We start from the raw sequence: 25,298 nt of genomic DNA on the forward strand, positions 1-25,298 counted from the left end.
AAGGCCTCCTTGAGGGACCCAGAGTCCCTCAAGGAGGCCTTCACGGAACGAAAGGTCAGCCGTCCCGCGTGGTCAGGCGCGCGTAGGCGATCGAGAGCCCGATGGCGATGTAGCAGGCGGCGCGCAGCGCGCCTTCGCCGAGCATCACGGTGTCCAGCGGGTCCATCAGCACCGAAGCCGGTGCCTGCGACCAGTTCTCGTTGAGCAGGAACGGATGCAGCCACGAGACCGCGTCCAGGAACCCGAGGATGGTGAAGACGATCGTCCCGGCCAGCACCGAGGCGACGACCAGCATCGGATGTTCGGTGAACGCCGAGATCGCGAGCGCGACCGCGCCGACCGCCCACAGCTGCAGGATCACCCACGCGGCCACGAGCAGGATACGGCCCAGCGCGTCCCACACGCTCAATGTCGAGCCGGTGAGGGTGAACATCGAGTCGGGGCCACTGAGGATCAGGCCGGTGACGAAACCGGAGAACGTCATGGCCAGTACGGCGATCGCCGAAACCGTCGCGACGCCGAACGCCTTGATCGCGAGCAGCCTGCCCCGGCCGACCGGCGCGATCAGCCAGCCGCGCAGCGTCCCGTGTGCCGCCTCGCCGGCGATCGCGTCCGCCCCGGCCATCGCCGAAGCGAGCGGGAGCAGCAGCGCCAGCGTCATGGTCAGTGCCGCGACCGGCAGGATGAAACCGTTGTTGACCGCGGAGGCCAGCAGTGCGCCGTCCTGCCCGCCGCTCGTTTCCGAAGCGTCGACGAGGGTCAGCGCGAGCCCGATGATCACCGGGATCAACGCGAGCAGGCCCAGCACGGCCAGCGTGCGCGGGCGCCGGAAGATCCAGCGGAGTTCGGCACGATACAGCCGGAGCAGACCGACGCTGTCGTGGCCGGTCCGCGCCGCGGGTGCCGCGGCAAGAGCGTTGGTCACGATTCCCCCTCACCGTCTACAGTGGACTCCGGCTGGGTCAGCCTGGCGAACAGGTCCTCGAGCCCGGTGCGCGCCCTCGCCGCCTCGTGCACGGCCACCCCGGCCGTCACCAGGTGTCGCAGCACGTCGGGAGCTTCGGTCGCGGTGAGATCGACACGGACGCCGTCCGGTGTGAGCCGGGCGCCGATCCTGTTCTCGCGCAACGTTTCCACCGCGAGTTCGGCGTCGGGCGTCCGCACCAGCAGCGCCGCGTTCCCCGACTCCAGCAGTTCCGCGAGCTCGCCTTGGGCGATCACGTTCCCCGACTGGAGCACCGCGACGTGCGTGCAGGTCGCTTCGACCTCGGCCAGCAGATGCGACGACACCAGCACGGTGACGCCGTCGGCGTGCAGTTCGCCGATGATCCGGCGGATCTCCCTGGTGCCCGCCGGGTCGAGGCCGTTGGTCGGCTCGTCGAGCACGACCATCCGCCTCGGCACGAGCAGCGCGCTCGCCAGCCCCATCCGCTGCTTCATCCCCAGCGAATACCCCTTGTAGCGACGGGTCGCGGCGTCGGTCAGCCCGACGCGCTCAAGCGCCGCGTCGACCGCGCCGGGGATACCGGCCGAGGCCAGCCTCGGTTCCGCCGCGGCCACGCGCAGCAGGTTCTCCCGCCCGGAAAGAAAAGGGTGGAAGCCCGGGCCTTCGACCAGCGCGCCGACGTCGGGCAGCGCGTGCGCCGCCTCGTCGGGCATCCGCTTGCCGAACAGTTCGACCTCGCCCTCGGTGGGCCGCACGAGACCGAGCAGCATCCGGATGGTCGTCGTCTTGCCCGATCCGTTGGGGCCGAGCATCCCCAGCACGGCGCCTTCGGGAACGTCGAGATCGACGTGGTCCACGGCCACCGTGCGGCCGTAGACCTTGCGCAGGCCCCTGGTGCGGGCCGCCATGGGTACCGCCGGAGCGGACGCCTCCCGAGAGGCGTCCGTCCCGGCTTCGAACGTGGTGGTCACTTCGCGGCCAAGGCCTCGAAGAGGACCTGCTCCGGCACCGCGCCGACGGCGTAGCGGCCGTCCTCGGTCAGCACGCCACTGCCGACCTTGGTGGTCAGCAACCAGCCGCTGCCCCAGGCGCCGCTGACCGGCTTGGCGAACCGCGAAAGCAGCGCCTTCGGGTCGACCTGACGGCCTTGCTCGTCCTTCGCGTCGCCGGCCTTCGCCAGCGCGTCGGCCGGGATCTTGCCGGTGATCGCGGTGTCCCAGCCGTCGCCGACGACCTTGACCTCGGACTTCGCCTGCTCGGCGAGCTCACGGTTCTTCGGGTCGACCTCGGCGGCCTTCTCGGTCACCTTCGCACCCTTCGGCGGGGTGAACTCGAAGTTCGACGCGGGCTGGTTCGCGAAGTTGATCTCGCTGAACGAAGCCTCGAACGCGGGCGAGGACGTGCCGTTGGCCAGCACCGTCAGGCGCAGCGGCATCCGGGTCTGCTCGTCGATCGCGACGCGGATCTCACGCAGGAGCGTCCGCTCGGTCGGCTTCGGGGTCAGCACCAGTTCGTACGCCGAACGGTTCGCCACGGACGACGTCCCGTCGACGGCGATCGTGCTGCTCTCGCGCACCTTGCCGAGCAGTTCCGAGGCGACCGTCGCCGGATCGACGGCCTTGCCGTCGACCTTGTTCTGGTGCTCCTTGGCCAGGTCGGCCGGGATGGTGATCTTGGTGGCGGAGTTGTCCTTGGAGTTGTACTCCCAGACGGTCTCACCGTTCTTGACGATGGTCTGCTGGCTCGAGCCCTCGGTGAGCGACACCTTGCTCTTGCCCGCGCCGTCCGTCGACACCTGCGCCGAGTCGATGCTGAGCGCCGACGCGCCGGGCAGCGTGCTGCCGACCTGCGGCAGGCCGAGGTCGTTGTTGACCTTGACCTTGCCGTCGAACGCCAACGGCTTCGCGTTCAGCGTCGACTGCACCAGCTCTTCGGCACTGATCTGCGGCAAGACGGGCGCGTCGCCCGCGGTGGCCGGCATCGCGACGACGGCGAGCCCGCCGACGCCGAGCGCCGTGCCCACCACCGCCGCGGCGATGGCCTTCCTCTTCGGATCCATGCTGTCTCTCCCTGTTTCCCCGAACCCCAGTGTGCTCGGGTCTTGGCGACAACGCTTCCCCGGAAACGCTGAGATACCACTCAGACTCCGCCGTCGGAGCTGAGATGGCGCTGAGAGGTCGCGCGTGAGCTGGTGAAAGCGTGAATGATGAGGGACGTGAAACCTCGAGTACTGGTGGTCGACGACGAGCCCGGCGTCCGCAAGGCGTTGCAGCGGGGACTGCGCGCCGAGGACATGGACGTGGTCACGGCGGCCGACGGGCCCAGCGGCCTGCGCCTGGCGCAGACGGGCTCCTTCGACGTCGTCCTGCTCGACATCATGCTCCCCGGTCTTTCCGGCTATCGCGTGCTCGAACGGCTGCGGGCGCTCGGCGTCACCACCCCGGTGCTGATGATTTCCGCGAAGGACGGCGAGGTCGACCAGGCGGACGGCCTCGACCTCGGCGCCGACGGTTACCTCGTGAAGCCGTTCTCGTTCGTCGTCCTGGTCGCGCAGGTGCGCGCGGTGCTGCGGCGGGCGACACCGGACGCGATCCGCGGGCCGCTGCGGATCGGCGCCCTCGAAGTCGACCGGAGCCTGCGGCAGGTCCGCTACGACGGCATCGAAGTGGCGTTCAGCCCGCGCGAGTTCGCGCTCCTGGAGGTGTTGGCTGGCAGGGCGGGGACGGTGGTCACGAAGGACGAGCTGCTGCGCGCTGTCTGGGGTGACGAACAGGCAGCGACCCGCAACGTCGTCGAGGTCTACGTCGGTTACGTGCGCCGCAAACTCGACGCGGTCGGCGCGGGCGCGCTGGTCCGGACCGTGCGCGGGCACGGCTACCTGGCTTCGGACGCGCAGCTCGACGAAGTGATCGCCCCGGCGGGACAGGGGTGATCGGCTCGCCGTCTTGGTGGCGCCGCCGTTCGCTCCAGGTCCGGATCACCCTGCTCGCGGCCGCCGTCACGCTCGGTTTCCTGCTCGGGCTGGCGGCTGTCGCCGGCGACAACCTCCAGCCGCTGCTCATCGGCTCGGTCGACGACGAGCTGAGCGCCCAGCTGAACGCCGCGAAGGCCGACGTCGCCGCGGGACGGACGCCGTCGGGGTCGGCGGTCACCGTCCGGGTCCTCGACACCGGAGGCGGCCCGGTGGACGGCCTGCCGCCCGCGGACCTCGGCCCCTCGGAGGTCCGCGCGCTGAAGGCGGGCGAACCGGTCACGACGGGCGGCGAGCACAGCTGGCGCTGGGCGGGCACCGTGGTCACCGCGCCCGACGGACAGCAACGCCTCGTCGTCGCGGGCGCGGGTCTGGTCGGCTTCGCGACCGCGGTGCACTCCGGCGGGCTGTGGCTGTTCGTGGTCGCGTCCGTCGGCGCGGTGGGCGCCGGGATCGCGACGTGGCTGCTGGTGCGGTTCGCGCTGCGCCCGGTGGCCAGGATGCGTGGCTCGGTGCGGGCGCTCCCGCCGGGCGCGCGGCTGCCGCTCCCGGACTCGCACGACGAGCTCCGCGCGCTCGCCGAGGAGTTCAACGCCCTGCTGGCCAGACAGGAGGAGGGCGCCGAACGGCTGCGGCGGTTCACCGGCGACGCCGCGCACGAGCTCCGTTCGCCGGTCGCGTCGATCCGCGTGCAGGCCGAGGTCGCCGTCACCAATCCCGATCCCGAACTCGCCCAGGAGACGCTCTCCGACGTCCTCGAAGAGGCCGAACGGCTTTCCGCGCTGCTCGACGGGCTGCTGGCGCTGGCGAGGTCGGACGCGGGGGAGGTCCCGCCCGCGGAACCGGTCGAGCTGGTGAGCGAGGTTCGCGCGGCGGTCGCGCGGATGCCCGCCGACGCGCCCGAAATCCGGGTGAGCGGCACGGTCGGGAGCGCTTGGGCGCAGGCGACGCACGCCGAGGTCGAACTGGTGCTGAGCAACCTGCTGCGCAACGCCTGCCGCTACGCGCGCGGGCAGATCGTGGTGTCGGTGCTCGCGGCGCGGTCCACCGTGCGGGTCGTGGTCGACGACGACGGGCCGGGTATCGCGCCGGAACATCGGGAGCGGGTCTTCGACCGGTTCTATCGCGTCTCCGATTCGCGGGCGCGGTCCTCCGGCGGCACCGGGCTCGGGCTGGCGATGGTCGCGGAGGCCGTCCGGCGACGTGGGGGCCGGGTGCGCGTCGGCGAATCCCCCGATGGCGGGGCGCGGTTCCAGATCGTCTGGCAGGCGGCACGGCCTCATTAGGGTGTGCCGTGTGGTGATCGTGGGTGCCGCCATCGTGCGGAACGGACAGGTGCTGGCGCAGCAGCGGGCTTGGCCCGCCGACCACGCCGGGCAATGGGAGCTGCCGGGCGGACGGGTCGAGGACGGCGAAAGCGACGAAGCCGCCTTGGCGCGGGAATGCCTGGAGGAGCTCGACGTCGCCGTGACGGTCGCGGGCCGGGTCGGCGATGACGTTCCGCTCCCGAACGGGAAGGTCCTGCGGATCTACGCCGCTTCACTGGTCAGCGCGGGGGACGAGCCGCGGGCGGTGGAGCACAAGGACGTCCGGTGGGTGTCCTCGGCGGAGCTTTCCGGTCTCGACTGGCTGCCCGCAGACCGCGTCCTCCTGCCCGCCCTGCACGCCTTGCTCTCAAGTCCGTGAAGGCATCCTTCCCTGGTCGTGAGTGGCAAGTGTCGTTCTAACGACACTTGCCACTCACGACCCCTTCACGGACCTTCAGCCGGCGCCGATGAGCCGCAGCGCGGACTGCAACCGGTGCTCACCCCGCTCCGCGGCTCGGACGGCGCCCGCCTTGCGCACCCGCTCCAGCTCGCCGGGGTCGGCCAGCAGCGCCAGCGCGCGCTCCCGGACCGGCCGCAGCTCCTCGATGAGAGCCTCGGCGACGGCCTCCTTGACCTGGCCGTAGGAGTCGAACCGGTCCGCGAGGACCTCGGGTTTCTCCTTGACGCACGCCGCGAGGATGTCCAGCAGGTTCGCCATCCCCGGCCGGGTTTCCGGCGCGTAGGCCGGTTTCGACCCGCCATCGGTCTTCGCGCGTTTGACCTTCCGCCTGATGTGGTCGGCCTCGTCGAGCACGAAGATCACCCCGGCCTCCTCCCGCGTCGACTTCGACATCTTCCGCGTCGGCTCGGCGAGGTCCATGACCCGCGCCCCGGCGGGCGGCAGCACCGCCTTCGGCATGGTGAACACGTCGCCGTAGGTGGAGTTGAACCGCTTCGCGAGCGTTCGCGCCAGCTCGACGTGCTGCCGCTGGTCCTCGCCGACCGGGACCTCGTCCGCGCCCTGCAGCAGGATGTCCGCCGCCATCAGCACCGGATACGTCAGCAGGGACAGCCGGACCCCGGCCTGTCCCTTCGACTTCTCCTTGAACTGGATCATCCTGGCGGCCTCGCCGTAGTTGCAGGTGCACTCGAGGACCCAGTTGAGGGCGCCCAGCTCGCGGGCCAGGTCGGATTGCACGAACACGCGGTCCGGCTCGATCCCGGCCGCGATCAGCACGGCCAGCTGCTCGGACGCCATCGAGCGCAGTTTCGCCGGATTGTGCGAGTTCGTCATCGCGTGCAGGTCGGAGACGAAGTACAGGTCGTCCGGCCCGCCCTCGTCCGCCCAGCGCCGAATGGCCCCCAGGTGGTTCCCGACGTGGACGTGGCCGGACGGGGTGATCCCGGACAACCTGATCATCTGCCTTCTTCCTCTCGGATTCGGGCCGCCCCAGGGTCCGGGCACGAAAAAGGCCGCCCGGTGGGGCGGCCTGGTGGTGCGCTCGTCTGGTTCAGCGCAGGACTTCGGGGCCGCCGGAGGGCGGCCACCACTGGGCGTTCTGCGTGCGCATGCCGACGATCCTACCCACCCCGTGCAAGCAGCCCTCGAACCATCGCATCCAGAGGACTACATGCGGAGTGAAAAGAACGGGAGAGTCACTCATTACGGGCACGTAGCGTCAACACTTCATATCGGCCGGCGCAGTACGCCTGTCACATTGGGGATCCGGGTCTACCGTCTTCTCATGTTCGTCGTGTTGCTGACCTACACCGCCCCTATCGAAGAAATCGACTATGTGCTCCCGGATCACGCCGAATGGCTGACCAAACAGTACGAGCACGGCAATTTCCTCGCCTCCGGCAGGCGCAACCCGCGCATCGGCGGCGTCATCATCACCAGGCCCATGGCCAGGGGAAAGCTGGACGCGATCCTCGCGACCGACCCCTTCTCGATCAAGCACATGGCCGCCTACGAGGTGATCGAGTTCTCCCCGACCCGGACCGCTCCGGAACTGCGGGCGATCAACGAGGCGGTGGTGCACTGAGGACGATCCGCTAAGCCGCTTTCGCGATCTTCGTCTTCGCCTTTTTCAGGGCGAGGACGGGGCATTTGCCGCACCGCGACTTCGACCTGCAGCATTTCTTCTTGACCTTGCCGGACTTCATCCACTTGCGCACGAGTTTGTGCGGATCGTCGGGTAGCTTCTTGCCCACTCGCACTCCTCGTCGGACGGCGTCGGCGACACGCCCACGTTAGGTGAGGCTAACCGATCTTGGGGCGTGGGGGTGCTCACAGTTCGGCTACAGGTACCCTGGTGTGGTCCGCGTATGGCCAAAGTCGGCCGACGTTACCCGATTGCGTCAACGAGCAACTCGATCGAGCCACTCGTGAGCACTCGGGGCGGCGCGGGCACCACACCCGAACTTGAAACCTTTGGAGCCTTCGCGTGCCCGCAGCCAGCGCCACCGCAGTCGATGCCGGCCGCTCGTCCGGCAAGACCCGGCCCGACCTGCGCAACGTCGCCATCGTCGCACACGTCGACCATGGCAAGACGACCCTCGTCGACGCGATGCTCCGGCAGTCCGGAGCCTTCGAGGAACGCGCCGAACTCGTCGACCGCGTGATGGACTCCGGGGAGCTCGAACGCGAAAAGGGCATCACGATCCTCGCGAAGAACACCTCCATCCACCGCGAGACCGAGAACGGCCCGGTGACGATCAACGTCATCGACACCCCCGGCCACGCGGACTTCGGTGGCGAGGTCGAGCGCGGGCTGGCCATGGTCGACGGCGTCGTCCTGCTGGTGGACGCCAGCGAGGGGCCGCTGCCGCAGACCCGGTTCGTGCTGCGCAAGACCCTCGAGGCCGGTCTTCCGGTGATCCTCGTGGTCAACAAGACCGACCGCCCCGACGCCCGGATCTCCGAGGTCGTCGAGGAGACCCACGACCTCCTGCTCGACCTGGCCGGTGACATCGAGGACGCCGACCTCGACGCGATCCTCGACCTCCCGGTCGTCTTCGCCTCCGCCCGTGCGGGCAAGGCGAGCCTCGAGCAGCCCGCCGACGGCGCGGTGCCCGGGAGCGAGAACCTCGACCCGCTGTTCGAGACCCTGATGCGTCACGTGCCGCCGCCCTTCGCCGACCGCGAAGGCCCGCTGCGCGCGCTGGTCACCAACCTCGACGCGTCGAACTTCCTCGGCCGGATCGCGCTGATCCGTATCCACTCCGGCAACCTGCGCAAGGGCCAGACCGTGGCCTGGATGCGCGAGGACGGCACCATCCAGAACGTCCGCATCTCCGAACTGCTGGTCACCGAGGCGCTCACCCGCGTCCCGGCGACCGAGGCCAGCGCGGGCGAACTGGTCGCCATCGCCGGCATCCCGGAGATCACCATCGGCGACACCCTCGCCGACGTCGAGAACCCCGAGGCGCTGCCCCGGATCGCCGTCGACGAGCCCGCCATCTCGATGACCATCGGTGTCAACACCTCACCGCTGGCCGGCCGCAGTGGTGGCGACAAGGTCACCGCGCGCCTGGTCAAGGCCCGGCTGGACCAGGAGCTGATCGGTAACGTCAGCATCAAGGTGCTGCCGACCGAGCGCCCCGACACCTGGGAGGTCCAGGGCCGTGGCGAGCTGGCGCTGGCGATCCTCGTCGAGCAGATGCGCCGCGAGGGCTTCGAGCTGACCGTCGGCAAGCCGCAGGTGGTCACCAAGATGATCGACGGCAAGCTGCACGAGCCGTTCGAGCGTCTGTCGATCGACGCCCCGGAGGAGCACCTCGGCGGCATCACGCAGCTGCTGGCCGCCCGCAAGGGCCGCATGGAGCACATGGGCGGGCACGGCTCCGGCCGCATCAAGCTCGACTACGTCCTCCCGGCGCGCGGCCTGATCGGCTTCCGCACCGACTTCCTCACCGAGACCCGCGGCACCGGTATCGCGAACCACGTGTTCGAGGGGTACTTCCCGTGGGCGGGCGAGATCCGCACCCGTCACTCCGGTTCGCTGGTCGCCGACCGCTCGGGCCCCATCACCGCGTACGCGATGATCCAGCTCGCCGACCGCGGCACCTTCTTCGTGGAGCCGGGCGCCGAGGTGTACGAGGGCATGGTCGTCGGCGAGAACCCGCGCGCCGAGGACCTCGACATCAACATCACCAAGGAGAAGAAGCTGACCAACATGCGTCAGTCCTCCGCCGACGTGATGGAGACGCTGGCCCGCCCGCGCAAGATGGGCCTGGAAGAGGCGCTGGAGTTCTGCTCCGTCGACGAGTGCGTCGAGGTCGCTCCCGACGTCGTCCGGATCCGCAAGGTCACGCTGGACGTCAACCAGCGCGCCAAGGAGCGCAACAAGATGAAGAACCGCGGCTGAGCTAGTCTCCGCGCCGGAGGGCGTCTGCTCACTCACCGTGAGTAGACGCCCTCCGGCTTTTTCGGCCCCGAACGCGGTCACGCACCGTATTCGGTCGGGCGTTCCCGGTTAAAGAAAGGTCCTTTCCCGACAATTTCGCCGGAAAGCCGAGCTCCTTTTCGGACGGTGTTCACATCACCGGAACGGACCGATGCGCCGGTGAAGTGAACCCGGCCGAGAACGCGGATCCGGACCGGCGCGAAACAAAAGAACCCGAATGCGTCCGGATAGGACTCGAGTTCGCGATCGTTTCGGTCATCAATCGTGCGGTGGTGAACATTCCGGCGAGGCGTTCCGGAATGTTCCGGGTTTGCGGAACCCATTGCCGGAGGACCGCGATCCGGCGCGGACGAAATGCTTCGGCCCGGACAGGAACCTTCGGGGCCTCCCGGACGTCCACCGGAGGAGGCGGCGGCCGGTCGGGCGACGACCGGGCCGATATGGGAATCTCGCTGCCGAGGCCATGCCCGGCGTGATAGCTCTATGGCGACGGGGCGAGGGACAAAGCAGGAGGATCCAGGCGTGCGGGTAGTGAACACAGCGGCACCCATGCTGGCGTGCGCGGCCGTGCTCCTCGCCGCCTGCAGCAACACCCCACCGCCGCCGGTGGTCAGCTCCTCGGCCTCCCCGGTGAGCACGTCGACCACGAAGACGCCTTCACAGGTCGTCGTGGGTGTGGACGACGTCCTCGGCGGCTACAACCCGCACAACCTCGCCGACGCCTCCCAGGTGACGTCGGCGCTCTCGCAACTGCTGCTCCCGTCGGTGTTCCGCCCCAAGGACGACGGCAGTTTCGAGCTGGACAAGAACCTCATGAAGTCCGCCGAGGTCGTGTCACAGCAGCCGTTCACGGTCGCGTACACGATCCGCCCGGACGCCTCGTGGTCCGACAGCGCGCCGATCGCCGCCGAGGACTTCGCGTACCTCCGCGAGGCCATGCGCGACCAGCCTGGCGTCATCGGCGCCGCGGGCTACCGGCTGATCTCGGACATCCAGTCGCGTGAAGGCGGCAAGCGGGTCGAGGTCACCTTCGCCAAGCCGTACCCGGGCTGGCAGACGCTCTTCAACAACCTCCTGCCCGCCCATCTGCTCAAGGACGCCCCGAACGGGTGGCAGGGCGCGCTGGCGACGACGTTCCCGGCCGTCGCCGGGCCGTACTCGATCAAGGGCCTCGACACCGCACGCGGAGAGGTCACTCTGGAGCGCAACGAGCGCTATTGGGAGAAACCCTCCGCCCTCGACCGGATCGTGCTCCGTGCGGCCGATCAGGACGGCACACTGGCCGCCCTGCGCAGCGGCAACGACCAGTTCGCGATGACCAGGACCGACGGCACCGGCCTCAAACGGCTCGGCGAACTCGGCTCCGCCGTCCAGCTGCACACGGTCGCCCGCCCCACGGTCGCGCAGATCCTCCTGCGGCCGGTGAGTTCGACGCTGTCGGATCCGAAGGTGCGCGAAGGCGTCACCGCGCTGATCGACCGCGGCAAGCTGATCACCGAGGCGACCGACGGCGGCCCGTCGGACAAACTCCGCGCCGACGCCCAGGTCCGCGTCCCCTCGGCCCCCGGTTTCCAGCCGACGATCCCGGCACCGGGACCGCCGTCGGCGGCCGATCCGGCCAAGGGCGAGGAACTGCTCAAATCCGCCGGATACACCAAGGAAGCCGGAACCTGGCGCAAGAACGGGAAGAACCTTTCTCTGGTCGTGGCCTCGCCTGCCAAACAGGAGCCGTACGCGACGATCGCCAAGGAGCTGACGGCGCAACTGGTGGCCGCGGGGATCGAGGTCAACGCGATCGCGCCGCAGCCGAGGGAGCTGTTCTCGACGCTGCTGGCCATGCCGGTGCTCAACGGGATCCAGCAGACGACCCCGGAAGGCGCGGGCAACGTCGGCATCGACATCGCGGTGATCGGCCAGGTCAAGGGGGGTGCGGACGTCGCTTCGGCGCTGGCGTCCACCTTCGGCTGCCGTCCCGATCAGCTCACCGACAAGACCAAGGCCGTCGTCCCCGGCAACCCGCTGGGCTTCTGCGACCCGGCCCTGCAGCCGTCGATCGACGCCGCGCTGACCGGCGCCACCCCGGTCGCCGACGCGCTTTCGGCCCTGGAACCGGAATTGTGGCGTCGGAATGTTGCCATTCCGTTGTTCCAGCTGGCCGATACCCTCGCCATCGGCTCCGGTATTTCCGGGGTAACCGCAGGTCCTCCTATGGTGGGCCCTTTCGGGTCCGCGGTGAACTGGACGCGGGGTCCGAAGTAGCCGTTTCGAGTCCGAGTCCGACCCTGGAGGGTGACCTTTCCCGGCACGTTCGAGTGGCGGACTGATTCCTCAAGGTAACCACTGTATTTCTCGAAGTCAGCCGCAAGTTACCCTTTGGTCACGATCCCCCCGTAACTGGTGACTGTTCGTGCATTTCCTTTCTAGCGTGCACCCGCAGTGCGCCAAATGAGTGTTGCTTGGCGTGTCATAGGCTCCGGGCCATCTCACCGGAGCGGTGTGGGGTCCTGTTCCGATCTCAGGAACCCAGTGCTAGGAGGGCACACTTCATGAGGAAGTCCAAGGCAGTCTCCGCCTGGTCGCTGGTCGCGGCCTCCGCGCTTGTGCTGAGCGCATGCAGCGGTGGCGACAGCGGCAGTTCCGACCAGAACGGGTCGTCGACCGACATCAAGAGCATGGCGGTCGGCAAGGCGCAGAACGGCGAAAACTTCAAGCTCGCGGACACCCCGGGGTACGAAGGCACCGTCACGGTGGGCATCGACGACGGGTACTCGGGCTACAACAACGACACGCCGGACACCAACTCGTCGTACAACACCTACATCTTGACTGCTGTGCTCGCCGGCGCCGATGTGCTCGACGGCAACAACAAGGTGCTGCTGAACAACGACGTGTTCGACTCCTGGGAGGTCACCTCCAAGGAGCCGCAGACCGTCGTCTACAAGATCAAGCCGAACGTCAAGTGGTCCGACAACCAGCCGTTCGACTGTGACGACATGTACCTGTCGTGGCTGGCGCACAGCGGCAAGGCGAAGACCGCGGACGGCAAGCAGGCCTTCCTCGCCGCTTCGACCACCGGCTACTCGCTGATCAACGAGGCGACCTGCAAGGACGACCTGACCTTCGAGACCAAGTACACCGAGCCGTACCTGGACTACAAGGGTCTGTTCAACTCGACGGCGATCATGCCCGCGCACATCGTCGAGAAGAACGCCGGCATCGAGGACATCACCAAGCTGGCGCCGACCGGCGACGCGGCCCAGCTGACGAAGGCCGGCGACTTCTGGACGAACAAGTTCAAGGGCTTCGACGCGGCGAACATGCCGGCCTCCGGCCCGTACAAGATCACCGCGTTCGACGCCAACCAGAAGGCCGTCACGCTGGAGAAGAACCCGCTCTGGATCGGTGGCAAGGGTGGCCCCTCGAAGATCGTCGTGAGGGCGATGGAGGACACCAAGGCCATGGCGACCGCGCTGCAGAACGGTGAGATCGACGTCGCGGCGTCGACCCAGCCGGACGCCACCGCGGCGAACACCCTCAAGAGCCTCTCGGCTCAGGGCGTGACCTACGGTTCGGGTTCGCAGCTGACCTTCGAGCACTTCGACCTGAACTACACCAAGATCTTCAAGGACAAGTCGCTGCGCAAGGCGTTCTTCGAGGTGGTCAACCGCCAGGAGATCACCGACAAGCTGCTCAAGGAAGTCCAGGCCGACGCGACCCCGCTGAACAGCATCGTGTTCATGCCGGGTGAGCAGGGCTTCAAGGACCTGTACAGCAGCAAGGCCGGTCTGGGCGCCGAGGCCGCGGCCAAGACGCTGACCGACGCCGGCTGGGTCAAGGGTGCCGACGGCATCTTCGCCAAGGACGGCAAGCGCGCGTCGTTCAAGATCTCGCACAACCAGAACGCCCGTCGTACGCAGACCGTCGAGATCGTCATCTCGCAGGCCAAGCTCGCCGGTATCGAGATCACCGACGAAACGGACGCCAACTTCCTGAAGGGTGGCCGTCTCGCGGCCGGCGACTACGAAGTCGCGCTCTTCGGCTGGTCCGCCGCTCCGTTCAAGGCCGAGCAGAAGTCGATCTACATCACCCGGGTCGACGACAGCAGCCAGAACTACCAGGGCCTGTCCAACCCGGTGATCGACTCGTCGTTCGAGGCGGCCGTCAAGGCCACCGACGAGGCCGTCCAGCTGGAGAACTACCAGAAGGCCGACCAGGCGATCGCGGACGAGTACGCGACGCTGCCGCTGTTCCAGACCCCGTCCATGTGGGCGTTCAAGGGCATCGACCGCACTTACATGCAGTCGTACAACGGTGTCCTGTGGAACGTCGGCGAGTGGGAGCAGAAGAAGTAGGGTGTAGCCCCGCTTTTTCTCACCATTCGCTTACGCGATCCTGGTGGTACGGGGCCCGGCCACAAGCCGGGCCCCGTACCCGCCGGAAGTAGCTGTTGGCCGTAGGGTTACCGCCACTACGGTGGGCAACCGGGCAGCGGTCCAGTACTTCGGCGGCCAGGCCCGGATGAGGAGCAGTTCGTTGAACCTGGTGATCTACATTCTTCGCCGTCTGGCGATATCGATTCCCGTCCTGCTGGTCGGGACTTTTCTGTGTTTCATCATGGTCGCCGGCACCGGCGACCCGATGGGTGAGCTCAGAAGCAATCCGGCCATGAGCAAGGAGACCTTGGACCAGGTCGCCAGTCAGCTCGGCCTGGACAAGAACATCGTGCTTCGCTACTTCGACTGGCTTGGCAGCTTCGTGACCGGGGACTGGGGCATTTCGATCGCCCAGGGCAACGCGTTGGCCCCCGTGTTCCCGAAGGTCATGGCCGCGTTCGAGGTCACCGCCAAGCTCGTCGTCGGCGCGGAACTGCTCGCGCTGGTCCTCGGCGTGCTCGTCGGTGTCGTGGCCGCGGTCAAGCAGTACTCGATCATCGACTACATCGCCACGACGCTGGCGTTCCTGCTGTTCTCGATGCCGATCTTCTGCGTCGCGATCGTGCTGAAGGGCTACGCGATCGAGTTCAACGGCTGGGTCCGCGATCTGGGCCTGTCGGACGTTCTCGGCAACCCGTGGATCCGCACCACCAGCCCGGAATCCCTGAACTTCGACGGTCCCGGCGGGTTCGTCGCCAGTTACGTGGGCGCCTACCTGCTGCCGACGCTGTCCATCATGGCGATCAGCTTCGCCGCGTACAGCCGGTTCCAGCGGGCCTCGATGCTGGAGACACTGAACGCCGACTACGTCCGGACCGCGCGGGCCAAGGGCCTCGCCGGCGGACGGGTCATCTTCCGGCACGCGTTCCGGAACGCCCTGATCCCGGTGACCACGTTGTTCTCCGTCAACTTCGGTGCCGTGCTCTCGGGCGCGATCATCACCGAGACGGTGTTCAACTGGCACGGCATGGGCACGCTGCTCGTCGAAGCCGTCACCAAGAGCGATCCGCAGGTGATGATGGGCTGGCTCGTGGTCATCGCCACCAGCATCATCGTCGCCAACCTGATCGCCGACCTCATGTACGGCATCCTGGACCCGAGGATTCGCGTTGGCTGACTTGAACTCCCTCATCGCGGCGGATTCCGCCGAAGGCAAGCTCGCTCCCGAAGCGCTGCCGGAGCCGCGCAGTCAGGGCAAGCTGGTCCTGCGCAAGTTCCTGCGGCACAAGCTGGCGATGATCTGCACGGCGATCCTGCTGCTCCTCGTGCTGACCGTGCTGATCATGCCGATCTTCTGGCCGTACGACTACGAAGACAGCTCCTTCCCGTCCTTCGCCAAACCCAGCGGGGACTACCCGCTCGGGACGACGCAGGTCGGCAAGGAAATGGTGTCGCAGATCCTGCGCGGGACCCAGTACTCGCTCCTGATCGCGCTCATCGTGTCGATCGTCGCCACCACCATCGGCACCATTTTCGGGGCCATGGCGGGATATCTGCGAGGGTTCACCGATTCGGCGATCTCGCGCGTGACGGACCTGTTCCTGATCGTCCCGCAGATCGCGGCCGCGGCGATCCTGGCGAAGGTGTTCGGCGGAGGTGCCTGGTACATCGTCGCGATGGTGCTGGCGGCCTTCGGCTGGATGCCGATCGCCCGTATCGCCAGGGCCGAGGCGATGTCGTTGTCCCAGCGCGAATTCGTGGACGCGTCACGCGCATCCGGTGCCGGGACGTTCCACATCGTGTTCAAGCACCTGGTGCCGAACATGGTCGGTCTCATCACCGTCAACGCGACCCTCGCGGTCGCGCAGGCGGTGCTGATCGAGGCCGCGCTGTCGTTCATCGGGTTGGGCGTGCAATTGCCCGACACGTCGCTCGGCCGCGTCATCCTCGAGAACTACGCCCAGCTGCAGAACCGGCCGGCGTTGTTCTTCGGCCCGTTCATCGTGCTGGTGCTGATCTCGCTGACGATCAACTTCATCGGTGACGGCCTGCGGGACGCTTTCGACCCGCGCCAGCGCCGCATGAAGGCGTAAGGCCCTCTTTAGCGCGTGAAGGCCCCCTTCCTCGGCTCAGCCGAGGGAAGGGGGCCTTCACGCGCTTCGGGAGCCGTATCTCGCGCGTGATCAGAGGCGTAACTCGCGTGATTGAAGCCGTAACTCGCGTGTGCGGCGCCAGACACGCGAGTTACGCCTTCAATCACGCGAGTTACGCCTCCAGACACGCGAGTGTCGTCCAGATACACGAAGGCCCCCTTCACTGCGTCTAGCGCAATGAAGGGGGCCTTCGTGTACTGCCAGAGGTCAGTCGGCCACCGGGGCCAGCTTGCCCGCCTGCCAGGCCGCACGCCGTTCGGCCTGCAGCACCGGGTCCGCGACCGGAGCGGCCGACAGCAGGCGACGGGTGTAGTCCTCACGCGGCGAGTGCAGCACCTGGTCACGCGTGCCGACCTCGACCAGCTTGCCGTACTGCATCACCGCGACGCGGTCGGCCAGCAGGTCGACAACGGCGAGGTCGTGGCTGATGAACAGGCAGGCGAACTGCAGCGAGCGCTGCAGGTCGAGGAACAGGTCCAGCACGCGGGCCTGCACCGAGACGTCCAGCGCCGAGGTCGGCTCGTCCGCGATCAGCAGCGCCGGGTCGAGCGAGAGCGCCCGCGCGATGGCGACGCGCTGGCGCTGGCCGCCGGACAGCTCGTGCGGGTACCGGTTGCGGTAGTGGCCGCCGAGCTCGACCTTGTCCAAAAGGGACGCCACGCGCTCGTTCAGGGCCTTGCCCTGCAGGAACTTGTGCAGCACCATCGGCTCGGCGATCGATTCGCCGATGGTCATCTTCGGGTCCAGCGTGGACGCCGGGTCCTGGAACACGATCGAGAAGTAGCGGCGCAGCGGGCGCAGCTCCTTGTTCGACATGTTCGTGATGTCCTTGCCCGCGATCGACACGGTGCCCGCGGTCGGGGTCAGCAGGCGGATCGCGCAGCGGCCGACCGTCGACTTGCCGGAACCGGACTCGCCGACCAGGCCGACGATCTCGCCCTTGGCGATGCTCAGCGAGACGTCGTCCACCGCGCGGTTCTTCGCCTGGCCGCGGCGGCCCGGGTACTCCAGCACGAGGTTCTTGATCTCGAGCGCCGGGGCGTCCGCCTCGATCACGGCCTCCAGCTCGGCGTCGGCGAGCCGGATCTCTTCGGCGATCTTCGAGGCCTCGTCGCTGTCGGCGTCGATGCCGGAGTCGTCGAGCAGGCGGCGTCCTTCGGGGCGCTGGCCGAGCACGGGGACGGCGGCGAGGAGCTTGCGGGTGTACTCCACCTGCGGCGACGCGAACAGGTCGCGCACCGGCGCCTGCTCGACGATGTTGCCCTGGTACATCACGACCACGCGGTCGGCGAGATCGGCGACGACGCCCATGTCGTGCGTGATCAGCACGATCGCGGTGTTGAGGGTGTCGCGCAGCTTGCGCAGCAGGCCGAGGATCTCCGCCTGCACGGTGACGTCGAGGGCCGTGGTCGGCTCGTCGGCGATGATCACCTTCGGGTCGCACGAGATCGCCATCGCGATGACGACACGCTGCCGCAGACCGCCGGAGAGCTGGTGCGGGTACTGCTTGAAGCGCAGCGGCGGGTTCGGGATGCCGACCATCTCGAGCAGCTCGATGGCGCGCTTGTCGGCGGCTTCCTTCGAGATGTCCTGGTGCGAGCGGAGCGCCTCACGCAGCTGCCAGCCGACGGTGTAGACCGGGTTCAGCGCGGTCATCGGCTCCTGGAAGATCATCGCGACCTGGTTGCCGCGGATCTTCTGGAGGTCCTTCTCCTTGAGGTCGGCCAGGTTGCGGTCGCCGAGGCGAAGCTCGCCGGCGATCCGGCTCGTCTTCGGGAGCAGCCCGAGCACCGACATCGAGGTCACCGACTTGCCGGAACCGGACTCACCGACCACCGCGACGATCTCGCCGGGCTTGACGTCGAATCCGATGCCCTTGACGGCGTCGACCACGCCGTCGTCGGTCGGGAACGAGACGCTCAGGTCGGAGATGGACAGAACCGAACCCGACACGCCGCCGAGGTCCGACGATGCTGCTTCAGTGCTCACCAAGATGCCCTTCGTGGGGGTACATATGGTCACGGCGCATCGGCCATGCCCTACTAATGCGTCCTCGGCGGTAAAGCATGCCTCGGACGTGCGCGAGGATAACCGAGAGTCGCCCGACTAAGGTCGGTGCTCTCCGGCTTCCGTTCCCGACACCCTATAAAGGAAAGCGCGCCGTGTTCGAATTAGTCTTCAAGCCGTGATCTCCGACCGGCCCAAATTGCTCCTCGTGCACGCCCATCCGGACGACGAGAGCATCACCACCGGCGGCACCATCGCGCGCTACGCGACGGAAGGCGCCGAAGTGACCGTCGTCACGTGCACTCTCGGTGAGGAAGGCGAGATCATCCCGCCGTCCCTCGGCGGGCTCGGTTCGTGGGCTTCCGATCAACTCGGCGGCTACCGCGCCGGCGAGCTGGCGTCGGCCTGCGCGGCGCTGGGTGTCTCCCGGCACCGGTATCTCGGCGGCATCGGCCGCTGGCGTGACTCGGGGATGGCCGGAACGCCGTCCGCGGCCCATCCGCGCGCGTTTTCCGGCGGTGACCTCGACGAGCAGGCGGCTCAGCTCGCGGAGATCCTGGACGAGGTCCGGCCCCAGGTCGTCGTCACGTACGACGCTTTCGGGGGTTACGGGCATCCCGACCACATCCGTGCGCACGAGGTCACCATGGCCGCGGCGCCGAAGGCCGAGTCGGTCGAGCGGGTCTTCCACACCGTTTCTTCCCGCGACGCGGTCGCGGCCGGGCTCGCCGCGCTGCGCGGACGCTCGTCGTTCCGGGTCCCGGAAGACGGCGAACTGCCGGTGACGCCGGACGAGACCATCACGACCGTCCTCGACGTCGGCCCGTACATCGCGGCGAAGGCCGCCGCACTGCGGGCGCACGAGACCCAGGTCAGCGTGCCCGCCCCGCCCGCCCTCGCCGACCACTTCGCGCTGAGCAACGACGTCGCGCAGCCGATCACCCCCAACGAGTACTTCGTGCTCGCACACGGACCGGCCGAAGGTGCCGCGGCCGATCTGTTCGGGGGACTCGCGAAGTGACAGAGCCGTCTTCGCCGCTCACTTCGCGACAGCGCCTGCTGCTCGCCTTGCTGACCTTCGACGCCTTCTTGCTCGGGCTGCTCGAACTGTTCTTCCTGCCGCTCCGGCTCGACGGGATCGTGCTGCCGAAGCTCGGTGACGCGCCCATGCCGGTGACCGTGGTGCTCGCGGTGATCACCACCCCGTTGCTGGTGCGGACGACCGCGAAAGTGGTGCGGCCCTCCTTTTCGGTGATTCCGCTGCTCGTCTGGGTACTAGTCGTACTCGGAATGGGCGTGACCGGACCCGGTGGTGATCTGGTGCTGATACAGGACTGGCGCGCACTGCTGCTGATCGGCGGCGGGGCGTTGCCGGGAGCGCTGGCGCTGGGTGGCGGTCTGGGCAGTGCGGCGAAGGTCGCGAAGGGAGTCAGCAGTGGGTGAAGCGATTTCGGACCGCCAGGTCGTGGCGGTGCTGCGGCCGTTCGTCCGCGCCTGCGGGCCGATGGTCGACGCGCTGCGTGACGCGGATCCGTTCGGTTTGCAGGCCAGGGGGCGTCGTCACGAGGATCTGGACGGCGTCGAACCGGGGCTGAAGGACAAGCTGCTCAACGGGATCACCTCGGTCAAGGTGCCCGGCACCGCGGCGTGGGCCGAGATGTCGAACTACCAGCGGACCGACTGGTGGGTGAACCGGGTCGGCCGGTTCACCGCGCTGATCACCGCGATCCCCGGTCTCGGCGGCGCGCTCGCCGACCGGCTGCCCGTGCAGGACGCGCTCGGCTCGGCGGCGCAGGGAATGTTGCTGTGCGCGATCGCGGGGGAGTACGGCGTGACCGACGTCGGCGCCCGGGTCCGGCTGATCGCGTGGGTGCTCTTCGAACGCGACATCGATCCCGCGATCGCGGCGGGCAAACACGCCGAACACGACAAGGCCGCCGAAGACGACGAAGCGGCGAAGCTCACCGAAGAACTCGACGACGCGAAGAAGAAGCACGGCAAGGTCACCCTGAAGGCGGCCGCCGGCACGCTGTGGCGGCTCGGGCGGGGGCTCTTGGGCATCGTCGACGAACTCGAGAAGCGGCCTCGCGGCCGTCTTTTCCACCGTGCGCTCGGGAAGCTGCCGGTGGTCGGCATGGCGGGCGACTACCTCGGCGAGCGGTCCGGCCTCAAACGCGTCTGGAAGCGGGCGCACGAATGGTTCACCGAGCACCCCGAAGGCAAGTGACCGCTCACTTCCAGAACATGAACGCGTCTTGTCCGTATTGGGCGGCGAGCGTGAACCCTCCGACGGAGTCGAAGACCGCGTAGGACCCCTGCCACAGCAACGAGCTGGCTCCGGGTACGAGGAACAGCACGGCGAACAGCACGAGCGGTGCCCACGGCCGGGCCTTCGCGCCGAACTCGCGCGCGCCGGGCGAAAGGTACGGCTCGATCGCGCCCCAGCCGTCGAGACCGGGGATCGGCAGGATGTTCAAGATGAACGTGACGATCTGAAGCAGCGCCAGGAACGAGATCCCGATCACGAGACCGGACGTCATCGGCACCAGCGCGACGAGCAGCGTCAGCACCACGCCGACGGCGAGGTTGCTCAGCGGCCCGGCGAGCGAAACCCACGACTGGACACCGCGCGATCGCAGCCGTCCGTGTTCGATCCAGACCGCGCCACCCGGCAGCGGGATGCCGCCGATGAAGAGGAATACCAACGGCAGGATGATGGACAGTGCCGGATCCGTGTATTTCCGGACGTCCATGGACAGGTAACCCTTGTGGGCGACGCTGCTGTCACCACCGCGGAACGCCACGAGCGCGTGGCCGAACTCGTGGAGCGTCAGTGACGCGACCCAGCCGCCCGCGACGAGCAGGACGACGCCGATGATGATGAGCGGGTCGTACTTCTGGCTGGAAATAGTGGTCGTGTCACCGAACGCCGCCAGTACACCGCCAAGGACGGTGACCGCGAGGATGCCGAGGAAGATCGGGCTTGGCCGCACTGCTGATCTCTGCACCCCTCCAGTCTTCCGTATGCCCGATGTGAAGTTCTCGGCGTGTCCCCTTGCGCGATGAGGCGCGGGTATCCCCCGAACTCGCTACTCCGCTTGACCTGACCGCACTACACGGGTGTAATCACAGTGATGTCATTCGTCGCTGGAAGGGGGCGGCGGATGGTGTTTCAACACCGCCAGCCTGGGGAGTGCGTGGACAGCGAGGAGGCGGACGTGCGGTTGGAAGCAGATGGCAGGGAATGGGGGCAAGTCGTGGGTTGGGGTGAGGTCCCGGAGCAGCAACTGGGCGATCTCACCGAGCTTTTCGACGATGCCTCCGCGGAAGAGCAAGACTGGCAGGAACGGGCCCTCTGCGCGCAGACGGACCCGGAGGCGTTCTTCCCGGAGAAGGGCGGCTCCACCCGTGAAGCCAAGCGGATCTGCCTCGGTTGCGAGGTCAAGGACGAGTGCCTCGAGTACGCCCTCGCGCATGACGAGCGGTTCGGTATTTGGGGCGGGCTCTCCGAACGTGAGCGTAGGAAACTGAAAAAGCGAGCTGTGTGACAGCGATCTCCGGTGGCCGCCGTGCGCCGGAGATCGCTTCTGCCCGCTTCCACATAGTGGGGCCACCAACGGGTGACAGGGTCGCGTCGTAGGGTGGCGGCACTCGACTTCGCCGCCACATCTGGAGTGCCCGTTGTCTCGCACTGCCGCGTCACCTGCGCTGCGCACGGTCCCCGTACTGGCCATTGTGGTCTGTCACAACGGCGAGAACTGGTTGCCACTGGCGCTTTCCGCGCTGCGGCGCAGCGGCGTCCGGCCGCGGCACATCCTCGCGGTCGACACCGGTTCCACTGACCGGACCGCGCGAATCCTCGCCGACGCGGCGTCGGTCGGCGAAGCGCCGGTCTTGGACGGAATTCTCACACTTTCCAGTGATGTGGGCTTCGGCGCCGCCGTCGGCGAGGCCGTCGAGCACGCCGTCGAACGCTGGGGTGATCCCGGCGGCTGGCTCTGGCTGCTGCACGACGACTGCGCGCCGGAATCCGACTGTCTCGAAAATCTGTTGGCAGCGGCCGAAAACGAGCCCGAGGCGACGGTGCTCGGTCCGCTCGCGGTGGACTGGAGCGATCCGCGGCTCATCGTCGAAGCGGGGCTGTCGACCGACGCCATCGGCCACCGGCAGCAGATCTCGCCCGACGAGACCGACACCGCGGTGCTCGCCGTGCCGAGCGCGGGATCGCTGGTGCGGCGCGAAGTCTGGCACGACCTCGGCGGCTACGACCCCGGTTTTCCCTTGCTGCGCGAGGATCTCGACTTCGGCTGGCGTGCCAACGCCGCGGGTGGCCGGGTGCTTTCGGTGCCGGCGGCCCGGCTCCGGCACGCTCGCGCGCTCAGCACCGGACAGCGCGAACCGGACGCCCTCGGCCTTCCTCTCGCGACGGCGAACCGCGCGCACGGGCTCCGGGTGTTCCTCGTCAATTGCTCCCCAGTGTCCTTTTGGTTCGGTCTTTTTCGAATTCCGGTCTTCGCGGTGTTGCGGGCGCTGGCGTTCCTGCTGTTGCGGCGCACCGGCGAGGCGGGGGCGGAACTCGCGGCCACCTGGTACCTGCTGCGCGGTCGCGGCGGGCTGCGCGCGGCCCGCGCCGGACGGCGGAAGACCGGCAGTGTCCGCGGTCTGTTCACCGGTCGGATGACGCGGCTGCGCAACGCCGTCCGCGCCGGTGTCGTCGGCCTCGTCCGGCGCGGGGTGGAACGGGATTTCGCGCTCGGGACGGTGCCCGAAAGCGCGGATCAGGAAGGGGCCTGGATCCCGCCGGAGGCGGTGAAGGCCGGGCAAGATCGTCCCGTCGGCCCCGGCGCGCTGCCCGCGGGCGCGATGCGCGGGGTCGGCTCGCGGGGGACGGGTCTGCGGCGGCCCAGCACGGTCGTCGCTGTCGCGGTTCCCGAGAAATCCACTTCGGAGGGTCCGAAACCGTCCCCGGTGCCGCGTGACGGCGGACGGCGGCCGGAACAGGAACTCGTGTTCGTCGAGGTCGACCGGAAGCGCGTGCTCGGCGCGACCGTGTTCGCGCCGCCGGTGATCGTGCTCGTTGCGCTGACGGCGCTCGCGTTGGTGCTCAACGGTTCCCGGCTCGGGCTCGATCTCTTCGGCGGGAAGCTGCTGCCGGTCGGCGGGCTCGGCGAGATCTGGTCGTCGTATCTCGCGCCGTGGCACGCGGTCGACGGCGGGACGGCGAGTCCGGCGCCCGCGACACTGCCGGTGCTGGGCACCCTCGGCGCGATCTTCACGCCGATCGGTGGACCCGCGGCGCTGGTCGCGATCCTGCTGATCGGCGACATCCCGCTCGCCGCCTTGAGCGCGTACGCCGCCACTCGGCACCTTCGCGTGCGTCGCTGGGTTCGGGCCGTCGTCGCGGCGGCGTACGGCGTGCTTCCCGCGGCCACGGCTTCGGTCGCGCAGGGACGGCTCGACGTCGTCGTCGTGCATCTGCTGCTGCCACTGGTGATCGCGGGCATCGTCGGGCTGCTGGTCCGCGCGGATTCGCGATGGCTGCACGTTTCCGCGCTGAGCGCGATCGGGCTGGCGCTGATCGGTGCCTTCTCACCGCTGGCGCACGCACTGGCCGTGGTCGGGCTGGTGATCGGGTTCGTGGTGCTGCCTTCGCCGACCGGGCTCGCGCGGCGGATCGCGTCGGTCGGCATCGTGGTCTTCCTGCCGCTGGCGTTGCTGCTGCCGTGGCCGAGTGTGCTGCTGCGGCATCCGGAACTGCTGCTGCACGGGCTCGGTGGTGCTGCCACGGCCGCGTCCGGCGCCGACCTCGCCGGACTGGACCCTGGCGGTCCCGGCGCGTGGCCGATCGGGGTGGCGCTGGTCGCGGCCGCGATCGTCGCCTTGGTCGTCCGGCCGTCGAAGGGCGCGGGCGGCGGTGTCGCGGTCGTCGTGCTGGGGGTGCTCGGCCTCGTGGCGGTGCGGTTCGTGGCGGTGACGCCGATGTCGGGCGGCGCGCACGCGACCGGGTACGCCGGGGTGCCGCTGCTGGTGATCAGCGCGGGATTGCTGTGGACGGTGCTGGCGACCTGGCAGCGGGGTGGATCCGGTGTCGACCCGGCGCCGTGGCTGGCGAAGGTCACGGCCGTGGCCGGGGTGCTGGCGCTGCTCGCGCTGGCGACCGGTGCGGTCGTCGCCGGACGGGAAGGGCCCTTGCGTTCGGGTGAGCGTCCTTCGCTCGCGCCGGAGATTTCCGCGGAGCTGGCCGCGAGCGGGCGTTCGGTGCTGGTGGTGGGTTCCCCGGCCGAGCCGGTGCGGCAGACCGGTGGACGGTTGCCGTTCTACGGCGACGACGAACTCGCGCCGACACCCGGCAGCGCCGATCGACTGGCGTCGTGGCGCCGGGATCTGCTCCAAGGTTCGCCGGACGCGGTCAAACAGGCGTTCGCGGCGGCGTTGGCCTCAGGGGTCTCGTATGTCGTTCTGCCGAGCGGTGCCGACGGCGGTGCTTTCGTCGGACTCGCGCGTGACCTGGTCGCCCCGGCGACGCCGACTTCGGACGGGCGTCCGGTGCTTCGCCTGCTGCCGGCCGGCGGGCAGGTGGCGTTGATCTCCCCGGAACTGGCGCAGGCCGCCGTGACCGGGAAGGGCGCGCCCGGCGCGTCGCCCGGGGTGGCTCCGGTGCAGGCCGGACTGCCGGACGTGCGGGTGCGCGTCTCGGAGGGGCCGACCGGGCGGCTGCTCGTGCTGGCCGCGGAGTTCGAGGCCGGCTGGCAGGCGAGCGTGGACGGCAAAGCCGTGCCGATCGTGCGGGCTTGGGGTCACCAGGTGGCGGTCTCGGTGCCGTCTACGCCTTCGGAGGTGGTGGTGGAGCACCAGGGCACCACGCGGAACCTGCTGCTGCTGGCGCAGGTGGCGGCGGTGCTGTTCACGCTGCTGACCGCCGTACCTACGCGGAGGCGACCCACGGTTTCTTGAGGCTTTCGGCTTCGCTGTCCTGAAGGTGCCCTTTGAGACGCTCAACGTCTCAAAGGTGCCCTTCAGGACACTCGCGCTGCCGAGCTCCTACTCCAGCCCCGGCCAGCCCCCAGATGCCGGGTGCCGGGTGCTGGGTGCGGGGGTGCTGGGGTGCCCCCAATGTGGCATTGGGGACGGT

At 68.6% G+C, this 25,298-nt stretch carries 21 protein-coding genes; 14 read left to right on the forward strand and 7 right to left on the reverse strand.

Annotation, left to right across the window (positions count from 1 at the left end):
• Positions 1–55: 55 nt before the first annotated feature.
• From DL990_RS18670 to DL990_RS18680, 3 genes are read right to left on the reverse strand one after another with little or no spacing between them, the layout of a single operon-like run.
• The gene (locus tag DL990_RS18670) at positions 56–925 is read right to left on the reverse strand and encodes an ABC transporter permease (protein WP_125789393.1); all 870 of its coding nucleotides are present in this window, start codon (positions 923–925) and stop codon (positions 56–58) included.
• Positions 922–1,917 (reverse strand): ABC transporter ATP-binding protein, encoded by a 996-nt coding sequence (locus tag DL990_RS18675; RefSeq protein WP_125789392.1) that lies wholly within the window; start codon positions 1,915–1,917, stop codon positions 922–924. Before DL990_RS18675 ends, DL990_RS18670 begins: the two co-directional genes overlap by 4 nt.
• The gene (locus DL990_RS18680; protein WP_125789391.1) at positions 1,914–3,005 is read right to left on the reverse strand and encodes an outer membrane lipoprotein carrier protein LolA; all 1,092 of its coding nucleotides are present in this window, start codon (positions 3,003–3,005) and stop codon (positions 1,914–1,916) included. The genes DL990_RS18675 and DL990_RS18680 overlap by 4 nt, the downstream gene beginning before the upstream one ends.
• A gap of 144 nt (positions 3,006–3,149) precedes the next feature.
• Between DL990_RS18680 and DL990_RS18685 the strand changes: the two genes are divergently transcribed.
• The 3 genes from DL990_RS18685 to DL990_RS18695 are packed head-to-tail and all read left to right on the forward strand — an operon-like array spanning position 3,150 to position 5,603.
• Complete coding sequence (locus DL990_RS18685; protein ID WP_125789390.1) at positions 3,150–3,878, forward strand: response regulator transcription factor; 729 nt, start codon at positions 3,150–3,152, stop codon at positions 3,876–3,878.
• The gene (locus DL990_RS18690; protein WP_125799417.1) at positions 3,875–5,203 is read left to right on the forward strand and encodes an ATP-binding protein; all 1,329 of its coding nucleotides are present in this window, start codon (positions 3,875–3,877) and stop codon (positions 5,201–5,203) included. Before DL990_RS18685 ends, DL990_RS18690 begins: the two co-directional genes overlap by 4 nt.
• Before the next feature lie 10 nt (positions 5,204–5,213).
• Positions 5,214–5,603, forward strand: a complete 390-nt coding sequence (locus DL990_RS18695; RefSeq protein WP_125789388.1) for a (deoxy)nucleoside triphosphate pyrophosphohydrolase — start codon at positions 5,214–5,216, stop codon at positions 5,601–5,603.
• A 75-nt stretch (positions 5,604–5,678) separates the two neighbouring features.
• Here the strand turns inward: DL990_RS18695 and trpS are convergent, their stop codons facing one another.
• On the reverse strand, positions 5,679–6,644 hold the full coding sequence (gene trpS, locus DL990_RS18700) for a tryptophan--tRNA ligase (protein WP_125799418.1): 966 nt from the start codon (positions 6,642–6,644) through the stop codon (positions 5,679–5,681).
• A 325-nt stretch (positions 6,645–6,969) separates the two neighbouring features.
• On the opposite strand from trpS, the gene DL990_RS18705 reads away from it, so the two are divergent.
• Positions 6,970–7,269, forward strand: a complete 300-nt coding sequence (locus tag DL990_RS18705) for a YciI family protein (RefSeq protein WP_125789386.1) — start codon at positions 6,970–6,972, stop codon at positions 7,267–7,269.
• Positions 7,270–7,279: 10 nt separating this feature from the next.
• Here DL990_RS18705 and DL990_RS41490 read toward each other — a convergent pair whose 3' ends face one another.
• Positions 7,280–7,438: a hypothetical protein gene (locus DL990_RS41490; protein WP_007028942.1), complete on the reverse strand. Its 159-nt coding sequence runs from the start codon at positions 7,436–7,438 to the stop codon at positions 7,280–7,282.
• Between the two features lie 233 nt (positions 7,439–7,671).
• On the opposite strand from DL990_RS41490, the gene typA reads away from it, so the two are divergent.
• From typA to DL990_RS18730, 5 genes are all read left to right on the forward strand, one after another.
• A complete protein-coding gene (gene typA / locus DL990_RS18710) occupies positions 7,672–9,594 on the forward strand; it encodes a translational GTPase TypA (RefSeq protein ID WP_125789385.1) in 1,923 nt (640 codons plus the stop codon).
• Between the two features lie 588 nt (positions 9,595–10,182).
• On the forward strand, positions 10,183–11,892 hold the full coding sequence (locus tag DL990_RS18715) for an ABC transporter family substrate-binding protein (protein ID WP_199746504.1): 1,710 nt from the start codon (positions 10,183–10,185) through the stop codon (positions 11,890–11,892).
• 287 nt (positions 11,893–12,179) lie between these two features.
• A complete protein-coding gene (locus tag DL990_RS18720) occupies positions 12,180–13,985 on the forward strand; it encodes an ABC transporter family substrate-binding protein (protein WP_125789383.1) in 1,806 nt (601 codons plus the stop codon).
• Between the two features lie 181 nt (positions 13,986–14,166).
• Positions 14,167–15,183, forward strand: a complete 1,017-nt coding sequence (locus tag DL990_RS18725) for an ABC transporter permease (protein WP_125789449.1) — start codon at positions 14,167–14,169, stop codon at positions 15,181–15,183.
• Positions 15,176–16,099: an ABC transporter permease gene (locus tag DL990_RS18730; RefSeq protein WP_125789382.1), complete on the forward strand. Its 924-nt coding sequence runs from the start codon at positions 15,176–15,178 to the stop codon at positions 16,097–16,099. The genes DL990_RS18725 and DL990_RS18730 overlap by 8 nt, the downstream gene beginning before the upstream one ends.
• 267 nt (positions 16,100–16,366) lie before the next feature.
• On the opposite strand, the gene DL990_RS18735 is transcribed toward DL990_RS18730, so the two are convergent.
• Complete coding sequence (locus tag DL990_RS18735) at positions 16,367–18,148, reverse strand: ABC transporter ATP-binding protein (RefSeq protein ID WP_199746461.1); 1,782 nt, start codon at positions 18,146–18,148, stop codon at positions 16,367–16,369.
• Between the two features lie 196 nt (positions 18,149–18,344).
• Between DL990_RS18735 and mshB the strand changes: the two genes are divergently transcribed.
• The 3 genes from mshB to DL990_RS18750 are packed head-to-tail and all read left to right on the forward strand — an operon-like array spanning position 18,345 to position 20,393.
• A complete protein-coding gene (mshB, locus tag DL990_RS18740; RefSeq protein ID WP_233620506.1) occupies positions 18,345–19,187 on the forward strand; it encodes an N-acetyl-1-D-myo-inositol-2-amino-2-deoxy-alpha-D-glucopyranoside deacetylase in 843 nt (280 codons plus the stop codon).
• Positions 19,184–19,609, forward strand: a complete 426-nt coding sequence (locus DL990_RS18745) for a hypothetical protein (protein ID WP_125799420.1) — start codon at positions 19,184–19,186, stop codon at positions 19,607–19,609. The genes mshB and DL990_RS18745 overlap by 4 nt, the downstream gene beginning before the upstream one ends.
• Positions 19,602–20,393, forward strand: a complete 792-nt coding sequence (locus DL990_RS18750; RefSeq protein ID WP_125788357.1) for a hypothetical protein — start codon at positions 19,602–19,604, stop codon at positions 20,391–20,393. Before DL990_RS18745 ends, DL990_RS18750 begins: the two co-directional genes overlap by 8 nt.
• A gap of 4 nt (positions 20,394–20,397) precedes the next feature.
• On the opposite strand, the gene DL990_RS18755 is transcribed toward DL990_RS18750, so the two are convergent.
• Positions 20,398–21,159 carry a site-2 protease family protein gene (locus DL990_RS18755; RefSeq protein WP_125788519.1) on the reverse strand — a complete coding sequence of 254 codons (762 nt, stop codon included), beginning with the start codon at positions 21,157–21,159 and terminating at the stop codon, positions 20,398–20,400.
• Between the two features lie 171 nt (positions 21,160–21,330).
• Here DL990_RS18755 and DL990_RS18760 point away from each other — a divergent pair, with 171 nt between their 5' ends.
• Both DL990_RS18760 and DL990_RS18765 read left to right on the forward strand, forming a co-directional pair.
• Complete coding sequence (locus tag DL990_RS18760) at positions 21,331–21,714, forward strand: WhiB family transcriptional regulator (protein ID WP_007028952.1); 384 nt, start codon at positions 21,331–21,333, stop codon at positions 21,712–21,714.
• A gap of 133 nt (positions 21,715–21,847) precedes the next feature.
• On the forward strand, positions 21,848–25,120 hold the full coding sequence (locus DL990_RS18765) for a glycosyltransferase family 2 protein (RefSeq protein ID WP_233620507.1): 3,273 nt from the start codon (positions 21,848–21,850) through the stop codon (positions 25,118–25,120).
• Positions 25,121–25,298 lie beyond the last annotated feature (178 nt).

Source organism: Amycolatopsis sp. WAC 01416, assembly GCF_003947485.1.
Lineage (GTDB): Bacteria > Actinomycetota > Actinomycetes > Mycobacteriales > Pseudonocardiaceae > Amycolatopsis.